Here is a 14,343-nt window from a genome sequence, read left to right as displayed (position 1 = left end):
CGCGGGGGGGGGGGGGGGGGGGGGGGAGTCTCCGCAAACGCAGCTATCGCCATCCATGCGGAGACGGCCCCTCACCCCAACCCTCTCCCCGTAAGAACGGGGAGAGGGAGTGCAGCGCGCAGCGACTGACGCACAGTTGAGATCGGCTCAGCCGTTCCAGGCATGCGCCTGCAATCCGGCCTCCAGCGGCGGATTGGTCACGCTGCCGGTGTAATTCGTGATGGTCGATGCCGCCACGATGGTAATCACTTCAAGCACAAGGTCCTTGTAGAACCCGGCCGCCAGGAATCGTTCGATCTCCTCGTCGTCGAGCCGCCCGCGCTTTTCGATCAGCGACCTCGCCAGCGTCGAGAGCGCACCGAGGGTCTTGTCGGCAGGCGAGCGGCCGGCACGCATCGCGTCGACATCTTCAGGATCGAGCCCGGCCCGCAAACCGAGCGCGGAATGCAGCGCGACCGCCCAGGTGCAGCCATTGGTCACCGCATCGGTGAGCAGCACGGTCTGGATCTGCTGCTCGGTGAAGCTGCCGCCGTGAACCTTGTCGAAGATGCCGATGAAGCTCTGGATCAGCACCGGCGACGTCGCCATCGTCGCCGCAAGGTTCGGGATCATGCCAAACCGCGCCTCGACGTCACGCAGTGCCGCCTTCGAGGCTTCCGGGGCGGAGTCGAGCGTATGGACAGGAAAACGTGCCATTGAACTGCCTTTCACTGTGGTGATTGAACCCGAGGCCGCCGGACGCAACCGAGCTGTTGCGATCGACGCGTCGGCATCAGGGTTCGATGGGAGCTATCTAGCCGCGCCCCGACGCGCGCGTTCGCCAAACTCCCCACATTCCACGCCATCCGCGGCGCCTGCGTTGACGCGCAGCTAGGTCGCGCGACACTTCCTCACGCGCCAGCCCGGTCCTTCACCCTGCGCGTCACGATGCCGAGCAGGCGGCCGAGCGTGCCGGCGGCGGGGCCTTTCTTGCGGGCCAGTGCGAGCGGCGCGACGAGGCCGGTGGCGCGGTCGAGGCGGAGATAGGACACGCCTGCGGTCTCCAGCCGCGCCATCGATTCCGGCACGATCGAAATGCCGAGCCCGGCTGCGACCAAGCTCAGCGTCGATACCATCCGTGTCGCCTCCTGCGCCACTTTCGGGCTGAAGCCCGCTGCACGGCAGGCGGCGATGATGCTGTCGTAGAGGCCGGGCCCGGTGGGACGGCGGTAGAGGATCAGCGGCTCGTCGGCGAGCGAGGCCAGCGAGATCCGCCGGCGCGGGTCCTTGCGGGCGCGCGGATGATGATCGGGCAGCGCCACGAGCATCTCCTCGTCGAGCAGATGTGTGATCGTGAGGTTCTCCAGCCGCTCGCTCGGCGAACGTACGAATGCGGCATCGAGCCGGTCGGCCTCGACGGCTTCGATCAGCTCGCCGGTCGAGGCCTCTTCCAACGACAGCGTGATCGCCGGCGCGCGCTCGCGCATTTCGCGCATCACGCCGGTGACGAAGGGATGGAAGGCGGCCGAAGACGTAAAGCCGATCGCAAGCTGCCCCTCCTGGCCGCGGCTCGCGCGGCGCGCGGCTTCCACGGCGAGCTCGGTATCGCGCAGGATCGCGCGCGCCTTGCCGACGAAGGCGCGACCGGCGGCGGTCAGCTCGACCCCGCGCGGCTGTCGGCGAAACAGCGGCGCGCCGATCGCGGCTTCCAGCGCGCGGATCTGCTGGCTCAGCGGCGGCTGCTGGATGCCGAGCCGCGCAGCGGCGCGGGTGATATGCCCCTCCTCGGCGACCGCGACGGCATAGCGGAGATGGCGCAGCTCGATCATCAGGGCGATCCATATGCAATAGATATGCAAATTCCCGTATCCATATATTGGATATTTGGCACGCGGCCAACTAAAGTCAGCTCAACAACGAACGAACCGGAGCCGCCTCGCCGATGGACGCCATACCCGCCGCACAGACCGCCAGGCACGACGCACCTGATATCGGCGAGTTGTTCACGGGCTTCTTCATTCTCGGGCTGACCGGCTTCGGCGGCGTATTGCCGCTGGCACGCCACATGATGGTGGAGAAGCGCGGCTGGCTGACCGGCGCCGAGTTCACCGACCTGCTCGGGCTCTGCCAGTTCCTGCCCGGCGGCAACATCATCAACATGTCGGTGGCGGTCGGGCTGAAGTTTCGCGGCATTCCCGGCGCGTTCGCTTCCATCCTCGGCCTGATCGCGGTGCCGACCGCGGTCGTGATCGGCCTCGGCGTGATCTATGGCCGCTTTGCCGACGACCCGGTGGTGCGTCATTTGTTCGGCGGTCTCGCTGCAGCAGCAGCCGGGCTGCTGATCTCCACCGCAATCAAGATCGCCTGGCCATTGCGGCGCGATGTGCTCGGGCTTGTCATCGGCGCGCTCTGCGTGCTCGCGATCGCGGTGTTCAGATTGCCGTTGCTGCCGACCTTATTGACGCTCGCGCCGCTCAGCATTGTCCTCCGATCGAGGCAGGCGTCATGACCGCAACGCTGGTCACGCTCGCCCTGATCTTCGCCGAGCTCTCGCTGCTCGCGTTCGGCGGCGGCAACACCATCCTGCCGGAGATGCAGCGCCAGGTGGTCGACATCCATCACTGGATGACCGCGCAGGAATTCGGCGCGCTGTTCGCGCTGGCGCAGGCCGCACCGGGACCGAACATGATGGTGGTCCCGCTGGTCGGCTGGCATGTCGCCGGCTTTTCGGGCGTATTGGTGACCTCGCTCGCCAAGTTCGGGCCGTCGTCGCTCGTCACCGGCTTCGCGCTTCGGCTCTGGGAACGCTTCAAGGACCGGCCGTGGCGCCGCACAGTGCAGGCCGGGCTCGTTCCGGTCACCGCCGGCCTCGTCACCGCCAGCGCCATCGTCATCACCCATTCGTCGACCTCGAGCTGGGGCACCATCCTGATCGCGGCCATGGTCGCGATCGCGACCACCACGACCCGCATCCATCCGCTGCTCGCGCTCGCCGCCGGCGCGGTGCTCGGCCTCACCGGCATCGGCCAGCCCTGACGCAAAGCCGTTGCGGCGATGTCGCGTCGTTCCGCGGCACGCGCATGCGCGCTTTCGCCGCAATGGATGCAACGTCACCAGCGGCTATGTTGATGGTGCCATGATCGACATGTTGAGCATCGACACCCGCATTACGCGCTTCGGTTTGCGCGCTGGACGTCTGCACGCAGGCACTTAGCCGGCCGGCGATCGCGCGCCGTCCGGATTCTCGTCGTCGTCAAAATCATAGCTTCATCGAAATCATTCGCTCCGTCGCGTCGCGTCAGACATCCGCGCGACGGCGTCGCCGCGCCTGCGACCAACCGCAAAGATCATCCGACATGACCCGAACCAATCAGAACGACTTCACCGCTCCCGCATTGCCGCCGATCGTCATCACCGCGAGCGAGGCGCTGCGCCTCAGCGCGCTGGCCGATTCCAGCATGGCGGTGTTTCCGCGCGTGGCCCAGTTCCTCGCACGCGAGACCGACCGCGCCCAGGTCGTCGCCGACGATTCCGAACTGCCCGACGTGGTCCGCATGGGCTCGCGCGTGCGCTACCGTGACGACGAGACCGGCGACGTCAGGGAAGTCGTGCTGGTGTACCCGCACGAAGCCGACATCGCGCTGCGACGGATCTCGGTGCTGACGCCGGTCGGCGCCGCGCTGATCGGATTGTCGGTCGGCCAGACGATCGATTTCCAGACGCCGAGCCATCGGACACGCGCGGTGACGATTTTGGCGGTGAAACAGCAGAGCTAGCGGCGTGTAAGGGAGCCACCGCCGGGAGGGCTCCCTCTCCCCTTGTGGGAGAGGGTTGGGGAGAGGGGTGCCACACGACGTGCTCTCTCCGAATTCGTTGCGGCGACATGCGAACACGATTGCGCGGTCAGAGCCCTCGTCAATCATCTCGCCCGAGGCCACCCCTCTCCCCAACCCTCCCCCACAAGGGGGGAGGGAGCCTGGTTAGCGCGCTCACCTCACGAGGATAGGTTCCGATACCCGAACGCCGTGTTCGCAATCCTACGCCGCCAAATGGCACTGCCCCATCTCGAGCCCGTGCCTGCGCCCGCGCGCGATGCCTTCGGCGATCGCCTTCACGACGATCTCGGCATCATCAGACGACAGATGGTCGAGCGGTTGCCAGGCGCGCATGATGTCGCGCGCGCGATCGAGGTCGCCATAGATGGCAAGGAGAGGAAGCGATTTGATCGGCATGTCGGTGGCTCCCAACCGCAAATCTCGTGCGAGCCTACCTCAGCTGAACAGGTCGAGCCATGCGTTCGGCAGTCGCGATTACGCGCTTTGCCGAGCGCCGATGCATGGCGAGGGTGCTTCCTGCCCCCCGCCATCAAAGTGCGTTCCTGTTACTGGGCGCCCGAGCCGCCCTGCACGATCTTCTCGTTCAGCTTCTGATCGACGGTCTCCACCGTGCGGTCGATCTCGGCGCTCGGCGTGCCGAGCTGGTGCGAGATCAGCTTCACCAGCAGATCGACGCGCTCGATGAACGGCGCGCCGGCGGCGACCGCGCGGGCCGCCGATGACGGCTTGAGCAGGCTTTCCGCCGCCGTGGCGTATTTCGCGAACGGCACCTGATCGGCAGGATCGGCGCCGAGCTTCCGCGCCATGCCGTCGACATGGTCATAGATCGCCTGCGAGCGCGTCAGGTCGCCGTGGACGGCGTCGCGGATCGACTGCGGCTCAGTCGGCGTGATGCAGCGATAATTGCCGGTCAGTAGCATCGACCATTTCGCCAGCGGCACGAACAGCGAATCGAACACTTTCAGCTTCACCGGAACGTCCTGGCCGTCGAGCGTCACCGCGTCGATGTCGGCTTCGAGCTCGCGCAGCACCTTGTTGTGCTTGTCGTCGGCGAAAACGGAAGCCTTGAAGTTGGTCGGCAGGCCGACATGCAGCACGTTGGCCTTCTCCTCCGGCGGCCGGAACGCCTGCGGATCCGGCGAGCACAGCGTGACGAGGCCCGGCTCGAAGCGCTCCCACACCTGCGCGTTGGTGTAGGCTTCCTCGAGGTCCATGCCGGCGAGCGCGGGGATCCGCTTCAGATACGGCAGCGGCGGCATGTTCATGATCGAGAGGCAGGGCAGCTTCGCCGCCGCGATCTTGATCATCAGCACGCGAACCGTGTGGTTGGTGTATTGCGGCTCCTGCATCGCAAGGCCAACCATGTCGTAGCGCGACACGTCGACATCGGCGGGCGTGACGGCGTCGAGCTTGCCCGGCAGGTCGCGCGAGAAGATCGAGCGATGCTGCTTCTCGTCCCGCAGCTTGATGCGCACCTCGGTGCCGTCGCGGTTGATCAGATCAGCGGTGTTCTTCCGGCACACCAGGGACACGTTGTGCCCCGCCATCAGAAGCTTGGTCCCCAGCAGGGAGCCGTAGGAAGCCCCAAGGATCAGAATGTTGCGCGCCATGTTTCCTCTCTCAAAGACCAATCCCGGACCTCTTGCCGGCGGTCCGTGGTATACCAGATACTTGTCTTACGATGTTCCGGCGATCCGGCCAAGCGCCTTGGCGCGATGATGCGGCTTTGTCGGCTCAGGCGCCGAGCGGCATCTTATCCTGCTGATTACGCAGTAGTTTCTGTCCGGCGCGGCTCACCGGCAGCACCAGATTGTCGTCGAGCCGGACGCCGAGCCGGCCGGACTGACGCGTCAGCCCGCGGACGGCGGTGTGGGCGACCCAGTGCGACCGATGGATCCGCACCCCGGTTTCCGGGCCCAGGGCTGCGACGGCATCGGCGAGCTTGATCAGGATCAGGACCTCACCACGATCGGTGCGGACGCGGACATAATGGTCCTCCGCGCTCAGGGACAGGATGGCCGCGCTGCGGAGCGCAAACGGCAATTTCGAACGAAACGAGCAGCATGCGTCCGGCGGAGACGTCGGCTGTGCCGGGTCGATGGCAAGATCGCCAGCTTCAGCGGGTACCCGCCGGAGGGCCCAGACCAGCGGGCCGAGGAACAGGTTGATGGACAGCACCTGCAGGGTGAGGTCGCGGTAAGTCACGAAGGGAAGTGCCTGCGGCGCCAGCAGCCATAACAATTGTTGAACGATCCAGCCGCCGGCCGGCGCAACCGCTATCGCGACGCCGATCGCGGCCCAGAACGGCTCGGCACCGGAGAACAGATAGCGCCGCACCAGCGCCGTCACGCCAATGACCAGGGTGGTGATCAACAACGCGCCCACAACGAAATGGACCAGCCGCGTCAGCAACCCCATACCGACATAGGTGCCGAACGCGCCCACGATCGCGAGCCCGACACCGGTCACCACCGGCAGCACCAGCGCGGCGTGGCGCCGCGGCAAGGCCATTGAATCCTGGCGAAAAAGCTCGGTGATGGTCATTGGCGAATAAGAACTGCCGTTCGCGAAGTGGACGTGGACCCGAGACCGCCCCTTCCTATAGCAGCCGGACGGTCGGTCATTCGAGGACTCGCACATGAAATTTTCGTTGGTTCCGGCGACGCGCCTCCGGCTGCTCTGCTCCTGTCTCTGGTCCTGTCTTGGCTTGCTGGCCCTTCCGGTCCTGGTGGCGCCCGCCGCGGCCGACGCCGCCGAGGCGGGCTGGCGCCAGATCACGATCCCGGTCTCCGCCACCAATCCGGCGGCGATCCCCGTCGCACTTTATTATCCGACCCAAACGTTGGCCCGCGCCATCCCGATGGGGCCGTCCACGCTCCGGGTCGCGATCGGGGCGCCGCCGGACCCGAAGGTCAAGGGCCTGATCATCGTCAGTCACGGGACGGGCGGCTCCGAGCTCGGGCATACCAGCCTGGCGGAAGCCCTGGCCCGGCACGGCTATCTGGTCGCGGCCTTGCGGCATCCCGGCGACAATTGGGAGGATCATTCAATCTGGCAGCAGCCACCGGGGACGTTCTTCACCGAGCGGCCTCGCCAGGCGTCGCGGGTGATCGATGCGCTGCTGGCCGACCCCGAATGGAAGGACAAGATCGCAACCGACGTGCAGGGTCCGCGCATCGGGGCGGTCGGACATTCCGCCGGTGGCTACACCGTGATCGCGCTGGCGGGCGGCCAGGTCGAGCTGTCGCGCATCGGCGCGCATTGCAAAACCGACAGCAAGGACGATCCGTCGTTCTGCAGCATGGGGGGCGACTCCAAATCACCGCCGCCGGCGACGACATTGCTGCCCCTGGCGACCGATCCGCGGGTGCGCGCGGTGGTGGCGATGGCGCCGGCCGGCGTGTTCTTCACCGCTGCATCGCTCGCCGCAATCAAGATACCGACCGCGGTCTATGCCGCCGAACGCGACCGCTGGCTGGTGCCGCGCTTCCATGCCGAATGGGTCGCACAGAATGTGCCGCACGCCGAATTTCACATGATCCCCAACGCGTGGCACTTCGCCTTCATGGACCGCCCCGGCACACCGATCCAGACCCTGGATGGCGACGCCGCGGCAGATCCACCCGGCTTCGATCGCGAGGTGCTGCTCACGCAGTTGCGCAAGGATCTGCCCGCCTTCTTCGACAAGGCATTTGCGCAGGAGTAGATGGCGACGCAGCAGACCGTGCCGGGATCGCGCTGATCCAACGAGACGGGATCATGATGCGCGCCGCCGCGTCATGATCTCATGCTCCGGATCACGCGATAGGACGTTGGTCGGATCAAATCGGCGATTGAAAGTCCCACGCCGAGAGGATTATCTCCCGTCTGGATTGGCATCCGGCAACCGGAAAGGGCATCGGAGCTTGCAAGTCGCTGCGCTGACGGATCGAGCTGAAGAGATTCTGGTCGCTGCATCCCGGCTGTTTGCCCGCCACTCCTATGCCAATGTCACGATGGAGCAGGTTGCGGCGGCGGTACAGGCCGTGCCGGGCGCGCTGTATCATCACTTCCGCGACAAGGAAGACCTGATCTTTCATTGCTACCTGCGCGGCCTCGCGATCTACAGGCGCGAGATGGAGGCGGCCGCCGAGCCCGGCATCGATGGGCTCGAGATCGTCAGGCGCTTTGTGCGCGGCAGGCTGCGGTCCGAAGCCCAGCGCATGATCCTGTTCACCGACATCGATGCGCTGGCTGCGCCCTACAGCAGCGAAGTCCATGCCAAGCGCTGGCAGAATGCCGCCTGGCTTGCCGACATTCTGGATCGGGGCGTGGCGGACGGCTCGATCGCCTGCGACGAACCGCTGCTCACGGCGGTGGCGCTGATCTCCATCCTGGACTGGGTGCCGTTCTGGCTGTCCGAACGCGACTACTACACGCGCCAGCAGGCGATCGATGCCATCGATGACATCATCACGCACGGGGTTTACCGGCGCGAGATCGCGATTCCCGAGATGCCCGAACCGCTCAGCCTTGCGCCGTTCCTGGAGTCGCGCGCGGCGTTGAACAAGCGGGCCGCGAAGTTCGACAGGATGCTTTCGATCGCTTCCGACAGCTTCAACCGCAGGGGCGCGTCAGGCACATCGCTCGAGAGCATCGCCGCGGATGCGGGCATGACCCGCGCCGGCATCTACTATCACTTCAGCGAAAAGGAGAGCCTGTTGCTGGCTTGCCTGCGGCGCGGGCTCGCCGGCGAGATCAGCATCCGCGAGCACCTGCAAGAGCACAGCCTCGGCGCATTCGATCACATCGTGCAGAGGATCCGCTTGCTGTTGATGCTGCACGACACGCCGTGCGGCCCGAAGGCAACCTACCACAACATCAACTATCTCAATGACGTCGACCGGAAAGCCTATGTCGGAGACGTCCTGGCGACGATCCGGCGGGACCAGGACAGCTATCAGCGCTGGATCGACGAGGGCCGCTTCCGCCGCATCGATACCTACTTCGCAGAGCGCATTCTGACCGGAATGGGCCACTGGTATCCGATCTGGTTCAAGACCAGACGCGACTGGTCTCCGGCAGAGACCGCCGATCATTTCGCGCGGTTGTTTCTCGCAGGTCTCAAGCCGCGCCGGCATCCGACCTGAGCATCGGTTCCAGAATGCTGGGCGGGCGGGCGAACGCCGGCCTCATCCGAAAGTTTACTGCTAATTCAAAACAGCGACCAATTCCCAAGCCATATAGCCTATGACATCATGTTACCTTCCGCTAAAACTTGACGCTAAATTCAAAGCGAAAGTTGCGAAGGCGCTGCAATTGGGGTTATGAGACGGCCTCGATCGCTTAAGATCAATCAAAACACGAGCAAGGGAGGAACGCAGAATGCATAGGCTGATCATTGCCGCCGCGGCAGCGCTGACGGTGTTGGGAGGCGCGGCGTCCGCGCAGGAATCCATCAAGATCGGCTATATCGATCCGCTCTCCGGCGGCGGCGCCAGCGTTGGCGAAGGCGGCCTGAAGACGTTTCAGTATCTCGCCGACGAGCTGAACGCCAAGGGCGGCATCCTCGGCCACAAGGTCGAGATCGTCCCGCTCGACAACAAGACCAATCCGCAGGAAAGCCTGGTGCAGGCGCAGAAGGCGGTCGACGCCGGCATCCACTACATCACCCAGGGCAACGGCTCGTCGGTCGGTGCGGCGCTGGAAGACTTCGTCACCAAGAACAACTCGCGCAACCCCGGCAAGGAAGTGCTGTACTTCAACTACGCCGCGGTCGATCCGAGCATGACCAACGAGAAGTGCAGCTACTGGCATTTCCGCTGGGATGCGAACTCGGACATCAAGATGGAAGCGCTGACCAACTACATGAAGGACCAGGCGTCCATCAAGAAGGTCTATCTGATCAACATGGACTACTCGTTCGGCCAGTCGGTGCGCACCGCGGCGCGCAAGATGCTGGGCGAAAAGCGGCCGGACATCCAGGTCGTCGGCGACGAACTGCACCCGATGCTCAAGGTCACCGACTTCTCGCCCTACATCGCCAAGATCAAGGCGTCCGGCGCCGACACCGTCGTGACCGGCAACTGGGGCCAGGACTTCGCGCTGCTGCTGAAGGCCGCGGCCGATGCCGGCCTCAAGGTCAACTGGTACACCTATTATGCCGGCGGCGCCGGTGGGCCGACCGCGATCAAGCAGACCGGCCTCGAGAACCAGGTGTTCCAGATCAGCGAAGGCGTGCCGAACTCCGGCAACAAGGCGGCGATGGATTTCGAGAAGGACTTCCGCGCCAAGACCGGTATTTCCGTGTGGTATCCGCGCGCTGTCAATGAGATGCGGATGTTCAAGGCCGCCGCCGAGAAGGCCAATTCGATCGATCCGGTGAAAGTCGCGGCCGCCCTCGAGGGCATGAAGTTCGAAGTGTTCGATGGCGGCGATGGCTTCATGCGCAAGGACGACCACCAGTTCTTCCAGCCGATCTACATCTCCTCGTTCGGCTCGCTGACCGACAAGGCCAAGGAGCCGTTCGACGAAGAGAACACCGGCTGGGGCTGGCACATCGTCTCCAAGATCGACACCGACAAAACGATGCTTCCGACCACCTGCAACATGAAGCGGCCCTGATCGGCCGCTGCAAGGCGCCTCCGCGACCACAGGGTTGCGGAGGCGTTCGCCTTCCGGCAGCGTGATGGTGCCGTAGTTCATTTCACCGACAGGTTATTGATCACGTGAACCGTTCCAGTCTCAAGCGGGTGCGCCGTGGCTGAGCTCATCGTCATCTCGACACTCAACGGCGTGCTGTTCGGCATGCTGTTGTTTCTGCTGTCCAGTGGACTCACCGTCATCTTCAGCATGATGGGCGTGCTCAACTTCGCGCATGCGAGCTTCTACATGCTGGGCGCGTTCTTCGGCTTTCAGCTCACCCGCTGGATCGGTTTCTGGCCGGCGCTGGTGATCGCACCGCTCCTGGTCGGCGTGGTCGGCATGGGCGTCGAGCGCTACGGCCTGCGCAACACCCACAAGCACGGCCATGTCGCCGAGCTGCTGCTGACCTTCGGTCTCGCCTTCGCGATCGAGGAAATCGTCTCAATGATCTGGGGCAAGAGCCCGGTCGACTACCGGGTTCCGGCGGCACTCGACTTTCCGGCCTTCACCATATTCTCCACCAACTATCCCGCCTACAAGATCTTCATGCTGGTGGTCTCGGTCGTGATCTTCATCGCGCTGCTGGTCACGCTGAAGCGGACGCGGGTTGGCCTCATCGTGCAGGCGGCGCTGACCCATCCGAGCATGGTCGGCCATCTCGGCCACAATGTCGGTCGCGTGTTCATGCTGGTGTTCGGCGTCGGCAGCGCGCTGGCGGGTCTCGCCGGCGTCATCGCCGGTCCCTCGCTGGTGACGCAGTCCGACATGGCCGCGCTGCTCGGCCCGATCCTGTTCGTCGTCATCGTATTCGGCGGTCTCGGTTCGTTGCCCGGCGCCTTCATCGCCTCGCTCCTGATCGGGCTGATCCAGACTTTTGCGGTCGCGCTCAACGGTTCGCTCGCCAGCGTGTTCGGTCCGCTCGATCCGAGCCTCGGTGCCTCGCCGCTGACCGATATCTGGAACGTCACGATCGCGCAGATCGCGCCGATCCTGCCCTATCTGCTGCTGGTGCTGGTGCTGATCTTCCGCCCCATGGGCCTGTTGGGGACGCGCGAGTCATGACGAACGCTGTGACCCCCGCTCCCGCAATGGCCAAAGCAGAGTCCGGCAGCGCCCTGAGCTTCTACGGCATCTGGCTGCTCGCAGCCGCGGCGCTCGTCGTGCTGCCGCTGGTGTTCTCCTCCGGCGGCTCGCTGACCTCGTTCAGCCTGATCGGCATCTCGATCATCTTCGCGCTGTCCTACAACATCCTGCTCGGCCAGACCGGGCTGCTGTCGTTCGGACACGCCGTGCAGTACGGCCTCGGCGGCTTCCTCGCCGTGCATGCCATGAATGCGGTCGCAAGCCACAACTGGCCGATCCCGCTGCCGGTGATCCCGCTGATGGGCGGCATCGGCGGCATGGCCTTCGCATTGCTGGTCGGCTGGGTCATGACCAAGCGTGCCGGCACGGTGTTTGCGATGATCTCGCTCGGCATCGGCGAGCTCGTGGCCTCGTCGTCGCTGATCCTGCGCAGCGTGTTCGGCGGCGAATCCGGCATCACCACCGACCGCACCTCGCTGATGCCGCTGTTCGGCTGGACCTTCGGGCCGCAGATCCAGGTCTACTATTTGATCGCGTTCTGGGTGATGATCTCGGCGATCGCGATGTACGCGCTGACCCGTACGCCGCTCGGGCGCATCTGCAACGCGGTGCGCGACAATCCGGAGCGCGTCGAGTTCATCGGCTACGATCCGCATGTGGTGCGCTATCTCGCCTACATGTTCGCCGGCTTCTTCGCCGGCATCGCCGGCGGCCTGACCGCGATCAACTTCGAGATCGCCAACTCCGCCTATCTCGGCGCGACGCAGTCGGGCCTCGTGCTGTTCTCGGCGTTCATCGGCGGCACCGCCTATTTCTTCGGTCCGATCCTCGGCGCCATCCTGGTGACCTATCTGCAGCTCGGGCTGACCAGCGTCACCTCGGTATGGCAGCTCTATTTCGGCATCATCTTCATCGGTATCGTGATGTTCGCACCCGGTGGCATCGCCGGCATCCTGATGAAGCACCGCCCGCTGATCCGTGCCGGCACGCTCAGTGCCGTGATCCCGTCCTACCTGGTCGCGGCGATCCCGACGCTGGCGTTCGCGCTCGGCATCATCCTGACCATCGAAACCGTCGCGCGCTTCTCCGGTGGCGACCCAATCAACTTGCTCGGCATTCCCTTCGTCGCAGCCGCGCCGACGACCTGGGCGGCCGCGGCGGTACTGGTCGTCGGCGGCTTCCTGGTCGCGCGCATCACCTGGCGACGCATTGCGGAAGCCTGGGATCGCGCCGCGACGGTGGCCCGTGATCGGGGGTATCTGGCATGACCGCTGCCATCCAAGTTAACGCCGTCGAGAAGAGCTTCGGCAATGTGTCCATCATCCGCGATCTCAATCTGAGCGTCGCCAAGGGTGAGCGTCACGCCATCATCGGCCCGAACGGCGCCGGCAAGTCGACGACGTTCAACCTGATCAGTGGCTACATCAAGCCGACCTCGGGCGAGATCCGGTTGAACGGCGAGGTCACCTCGGGCCTGCGGCCGTTCGAGATCAACCGGCGCGGGCTGTCGCGCTCGTTCCAGGTCACCAACGTATTCGCCCGCATGACGGTGTGGGAGAACGTCCGCTGCGCCGTGCTGTGGGCGACCGGCCATCGCTACGCGTTCTGGAAGAACGTCGACAACCTGCCCGAGGTGAAGCAGCGGACCGCGCAGATTCTCGACGACATCCATCTCACCCATCGCCGCGACGTGCCGGCGGGCTTGCTCACCTATGCCGAGCAGCGCGAGCTGGAGATCGGCATCACGATCGCCGGCGGCGCCAGTGTCATCATGCTGGACGAGCCGACCGCGGGCATGAGCCATGCCGAGACCGAGCGCGCCGTCGCGCTGATCCGCCGCCTCACCGAAGGACGCACGCTCGTGATCGTCGAGCACGACATGAGCGTGGTGTTCGGCCTCGCCGACCGTATCTCGGTGCTGGTCTACGGCCACATCATCGCTTCCGGAACGCCAGAGGAAATCCGCGGCAATCCGAAGGTCAAGGAAGCCTATCTCGGCGAGGAGGTCGACTGATGCTCGAGGTCAGGAATCTCCACGCCTATTACGGCAAGAGCCACATCCTGCAGGGTGTCGATCTCGACATCGCCGCCGGCGAAGTGGTCAGCCTGCTCGGGCGCAACGGCGTCGGCCGCTCGACCACCGTCAAGGCGATCATGGGTGAGGTGCCGCCGCAGGGCACGATCCGCTTCAAGGGCCAGGACATCGCAGGGCTGCCGAGCCACAAGATCGCTCGCCTCGGGCTCGGCTACGTGCCGGAGCATCGCGACATCTTCCCGAGCCTGACTGTGCGCCAGAACCTGATCCTCGGCATCAAGGACCCGCGCCGCCCCGGCAAGTGGCGGCTGCAGGAGATGCTCGACATGTTCCCCAACCTCGCCCGCCGCGCCGACACGCCGGCCGGCGTGCTGTCGGGCGGCGAGAAGCAGATGCTGACCACCTGCCGCACGCTGCTCGGCGATCCTGAATTGATGATGATCGACGAGCCGACCGAGGGCCTTGCGCCGCTGATCGTGCAGCAGGTCGGCGAACTAATCGCCCGGATCGCCAAGGCCGGCGTCGCCATCCTGCTGGTCGAGCAGAAGCTCTCGATCGCGATGAAGATCTCGAACCGCGTCTACATCATGGGCCACGGCCGCGTGGTGTTCGAAGGCACCCCCGACCAGCTCAAGGCCAACGCCGCCGTCCGCGAGGAATGGCTGGAGGTTTGAGGCGAGTTGCCGTTCGGGCTGCCGTGGTCTCAAGGAATCCACAAATGTCGGCGTCGCGACACCGGGTCAATTCAGGAAAACGACCTAGATCAGCGCAATCAAGAGACTGTGA

Annotated in this window: 15 protein-coding genes; 10 read left to right on the top strand and 5 right to left on the bottom strand. The window is 65.0% G+C overall.

What is annotated here, in order from left to right; all coding sequences use genetic code 11:
* Window positions 1-147 precede the first annotated feature (147 nt).
* On the bottom strand, window positions 148-696 hold the full coding sequence (locus BraRD5C2_RS03840; RefSeq protein ID WP_223966947.1) for a carboxymuconolactone decarboxylase family protein: 549 nt from the start codon (window positions 694-696) through the stop codon (window positions 148-150).
* A 194-nt stretch (window positions 697-890) separates the two neighbouring features.
* Entirely contained in the window at window positions 891-1,805 is a 915-nt protein-coding gene (locus tag BraRD5C2_RS03835; protein WP_374707961.1) for a LysR family transcriptional regulator, read from the bottom strand.
* Window positions 1,806-1,921: 116 nt separating this feature from the next.
* Here BraRD5C2_RS03835 and BraRD5C2_RS03830 point away from each other — a divergent pair, with 116 nt between their 5' ends.
* The 3 genes from BraRD5C2_RS03830 to rnk all read left to right on the top strand — a co-directional run bounded on the left by BraRD5C2_RS03830 (window position 1,922) and on the right by rnk (window position 3,755).
* Window positions 1,922-2,488: a chromate transporter gene (locus BraRD5C2_RS03830; protein WP_223966944.1), complete on the top strand. Its 567-nt coding sequence runs from the start codon at window positions 1,922-1,924 to the stop codon at window positions 2,486-2,488.
* Complete coding sequence (locus BraRD5C2_RS03825) at window positions 2,485-3,015, top strand: chromate transporter (protein ID WP_223966942.1); 531 nt, start codon at window positions 2,485-2,487, stop codon at window positions 3,013-3,015. The genes BraRD5C2_RS03830 and BraRD5C2_RS03825 overlap by 4 nt, the downstream gene beginning before the upstream one ends.
* Window positions 3,016-3,335: 320 nt before the next feature.
* Window positions 3,336-3,755 carry a nucleoside diphosphate kinase regulator gene (gene rnk / locus BraRD5C2_RS03820; RefSeq protein WP_223966941.1) on the top strand — a complete coding sequence of 140 codons (420 nt, stop codon included), beginning with the start codon at window positions 3,336-3,338 and terminating at the stop codon, window positions 3,753-3,755.
* A 261-nt stretch (window positions 3,756-4,016) separates the two neighbouring features.
* Here the strand turns inward: rnk and BraRD5C2_RS03815 are convergent, their stop codons facing one another.
* The 3 genes from BraRD5C2_RS03815 to BraRD5C2_RS03805 form a co-directional block, all read right to left on the bottom strand.
* On the bottom strand, window positions 4,017-4,211 hold the full coding sequence (locus BraRD5C2_RS03815) for a hypothetical protein (RefSeq protein ID WP_223966940.1): 195 nt from the start codon (window positions 4,209-4,211) through the stop codon (window positions 4,017-4,019).
* A gap of 149 nt (window positions 4,212-4,360) precedes the next feature.
* Window positions 4,361-5,425, bottom strand: coding sequence for a ketopantoate reductase family protein (locus BraRD5C2_RS03810; protein ID WP_223966939.1), 1,065 nt, complete (start codon window positions 5,423-5,425; stop codon window positions 4,361-4,363).
* A gap of 124 nt (window positions 5,426-5,549) precedes the next feature.
* Window positions 5,550-6,359, bottom strand: a complete 810-nt coding sequence (locus BraRD5C2_RS03805; protein ID WP_223966938.1) for a LytTR family DNA-binding domain-containing protein — start codon at window positions 6,357-6,359, stop codon at window positions 5,550-5,552.
* A gap of 94 nt (window positions 6,360-6,453) precedes the next feature.
* Between BraRD5C2_RS03805 and BraRD5C2_RS03800 the strand changes: the two genes are divergently transcribed.
* From BraRD5C2_RS03800 to BraRD5C2_RS03770, 7 genes are all read left to right on the top strand, one after another.
* Complete coding sequence (locus BraRD5C2_RS03800) at window positions 6,454-7,521, top strand: alpha/beta hydrolase family protein (RefSeq protein ID WP_223966937.1); 1,068 nt, start codon at window positions 6,454-6,456, stop codon at window positions 7,519-7,521.
* 199 nt (window positions 7,522-7,720) lie between these two features.
* Window positions 7,721-8,944 carry a TetR/AcrR family transcriptional regulator gene (locus BraRD5C2_RS03795; protein ID WP_223966935.1) on the top strand — a complete coding sequence of 408 codons (1,224 nt, stop codon included), beginning with the start codon at window positions 7,721-7,723 and terminating at the stop codon, window positions 8,942-8,944.
* A gap of 235 nt (window positions 8,945-9,179) precedes the next feature.
* Window positions 9,180-10,418, top strand: coding sequence for a branched-chain amino acid ABC transporter substrate-binding protein (locus BraRD5C2_RS03790; protein ID WP_223966933.1), 1,239 nt, complete (start codon window positions 9,180-9,182; stop codon window positions 10,416-10,418).
* A gap of 135 nt (window positions 10,419-10,553) precedes the next feature.
* Entirely contained in the window at window positions 10,554-11,501 is a 948-nt protein-coding gene (locus BraRD5C2_RS03785; protein ID WP_223966931.1) for a branched-chain amino acid ABC transporter permease, read from the top strand.
* Window positions 11,498-12,790, top strand: a complete 1,293-nt coding sequence (locus tag BraRD5C2_RS03780; protein ID WP_223966930.1) for a branched-chain amino acid ABC transporter permease — start codon at window positions 11,498-11,500, stop codon at window positions 12,788-12,790. Before BraRD5C2_RS03785 ends, BraRD5C2_RS03780 begins: the two co-directional genes overlap by 4 nt.
* Complete coding sequence (locus BraRD5C2_RS03775; RefSeq protein WP_223966929.1) at window positions 12,787-13,536, top strand: ABC transporter ATP-binding protein; 750 nt, start codon at window positions 12,787-12,789, stop codon at window positions 13,534-13,536. Before BraRD5C2_RS03780 ends, BraRD5C2_RS03775 begins: the two co-directional genes overlap by 4 nt.
* Window positions 13,536-14,231: an ABC transporter ATP-binding protein gene (locus tag BraRD5C2_RS03770; RefSeq protein ID WP_223966928.1), complete on the top strand. Its 696-nt coding sequence runs from the start codon at window positions 13,536-13,538 to the stop codon at window positions 14,229-14,231. The genes BraRD5C2_RS03775 and BraRD5C2_RS03770 overlap by 1 nt, the downstream gene beginning before the upstream one ends.
* Window positions 14,232-14,343 lie beyond the last annotated feature (112 nt).

It is taken from the genome of Bradyrhizobium sp. RD5-C2 (assembly GCF_019972155.1).
Lineage (GTDB): Bacteria > Pseudomonadota > Alphaproteobacteria > Rhizobiales > Xanthobacteraceae > Bradyrhizobium.
This window is presented reverse-complemented; position numbering and strand designations above follow the sequence as displayed.

Coding starts and splice junctions, on each gene's coding strand:
- BraRD5C2_RS03840 (WP_223966947.1), bottom strand. CDS start 696: ATGGCACGTTTTCCTGTCCATACGCTCGACTCCGCCCCGGAAGCCTCG.
- BraRD5C2_RS03830 (WP_223966944.1), top strand. CDS start 1,922: ATGGACGCCATACCCGCCGCACAGACCGCCAGGCACGACGCACCTGAT.
- BraRD5C2_RS03825 (WP_223966942.1), top strand. CDS start 2,485: ATGACCGCAACGCTGGTCACGCTCGCCCTGATCTTCGCCGAGCTCTCG.
- rnk (WP_223966941.1), top strand. CDS start 3,336: ATGACCCGAACCAATCAGAACGACTTCACCGCTCCCGCATTGCCGCCG.
- BraRD5C2_RS03815 (WP_223966940.1), bottom strand. CDS start 4,211: ATGCCGATCAAATCGCTTCCTCTCCTTGCCATCTATGGCGACCTCGAT.
- BraRD5C2_RS03810 (WP_223966939.1), bottom strand. CDS start 5,425: ATGGCGCGCAACATTCTGATCCTTGGGGCTTCCTACGGCTCCCTGCTG.
- BraRD5C2_RS03805 (WP_223966938.1), bottom strand. CDS start 6,359: ATGACCATCACCGAGCTTTTTCGCCAGGATTCAATGGCCTTGCCGCGG.
- BraRD5C2_RS03800 (WP_223966937.1), top strand. CDS start 6,454: ATGAAATTTTCGTTGGTTCCGGCGACGCGCCTCCGGCTGCTCTGCTCC.
- BraRD5C2_RS03790 (WP_223966933.1), top strand. CDS start 9,180: ATGCATAGGCTGATCATTGCCGCCGCGGCAGCGCTGACGGTGTTGGGA.
- BraRD5C2_RS03780 (WP_223966930.1), top strand. CDS start 11,498: ATGACGAACGCTGTGACCCCCGCTCCCGCAATGGCCAAAGCAGAGTCC.
- BraRD5C2_RS03775 (WP_223966929.1), top strand. CDS start 12,787: ATGACCGCTGCCATCCAAGTTAACGCCGTCGAGAAGAGCTTCGGCAAT.
- BraRD5C2_RS03770 (WP_223966928.1), top strand. CDS start 13,536: ATGCTCGAGGTCAGGAATCTCCACGCCTATTACGGCAAGAGCCACATC.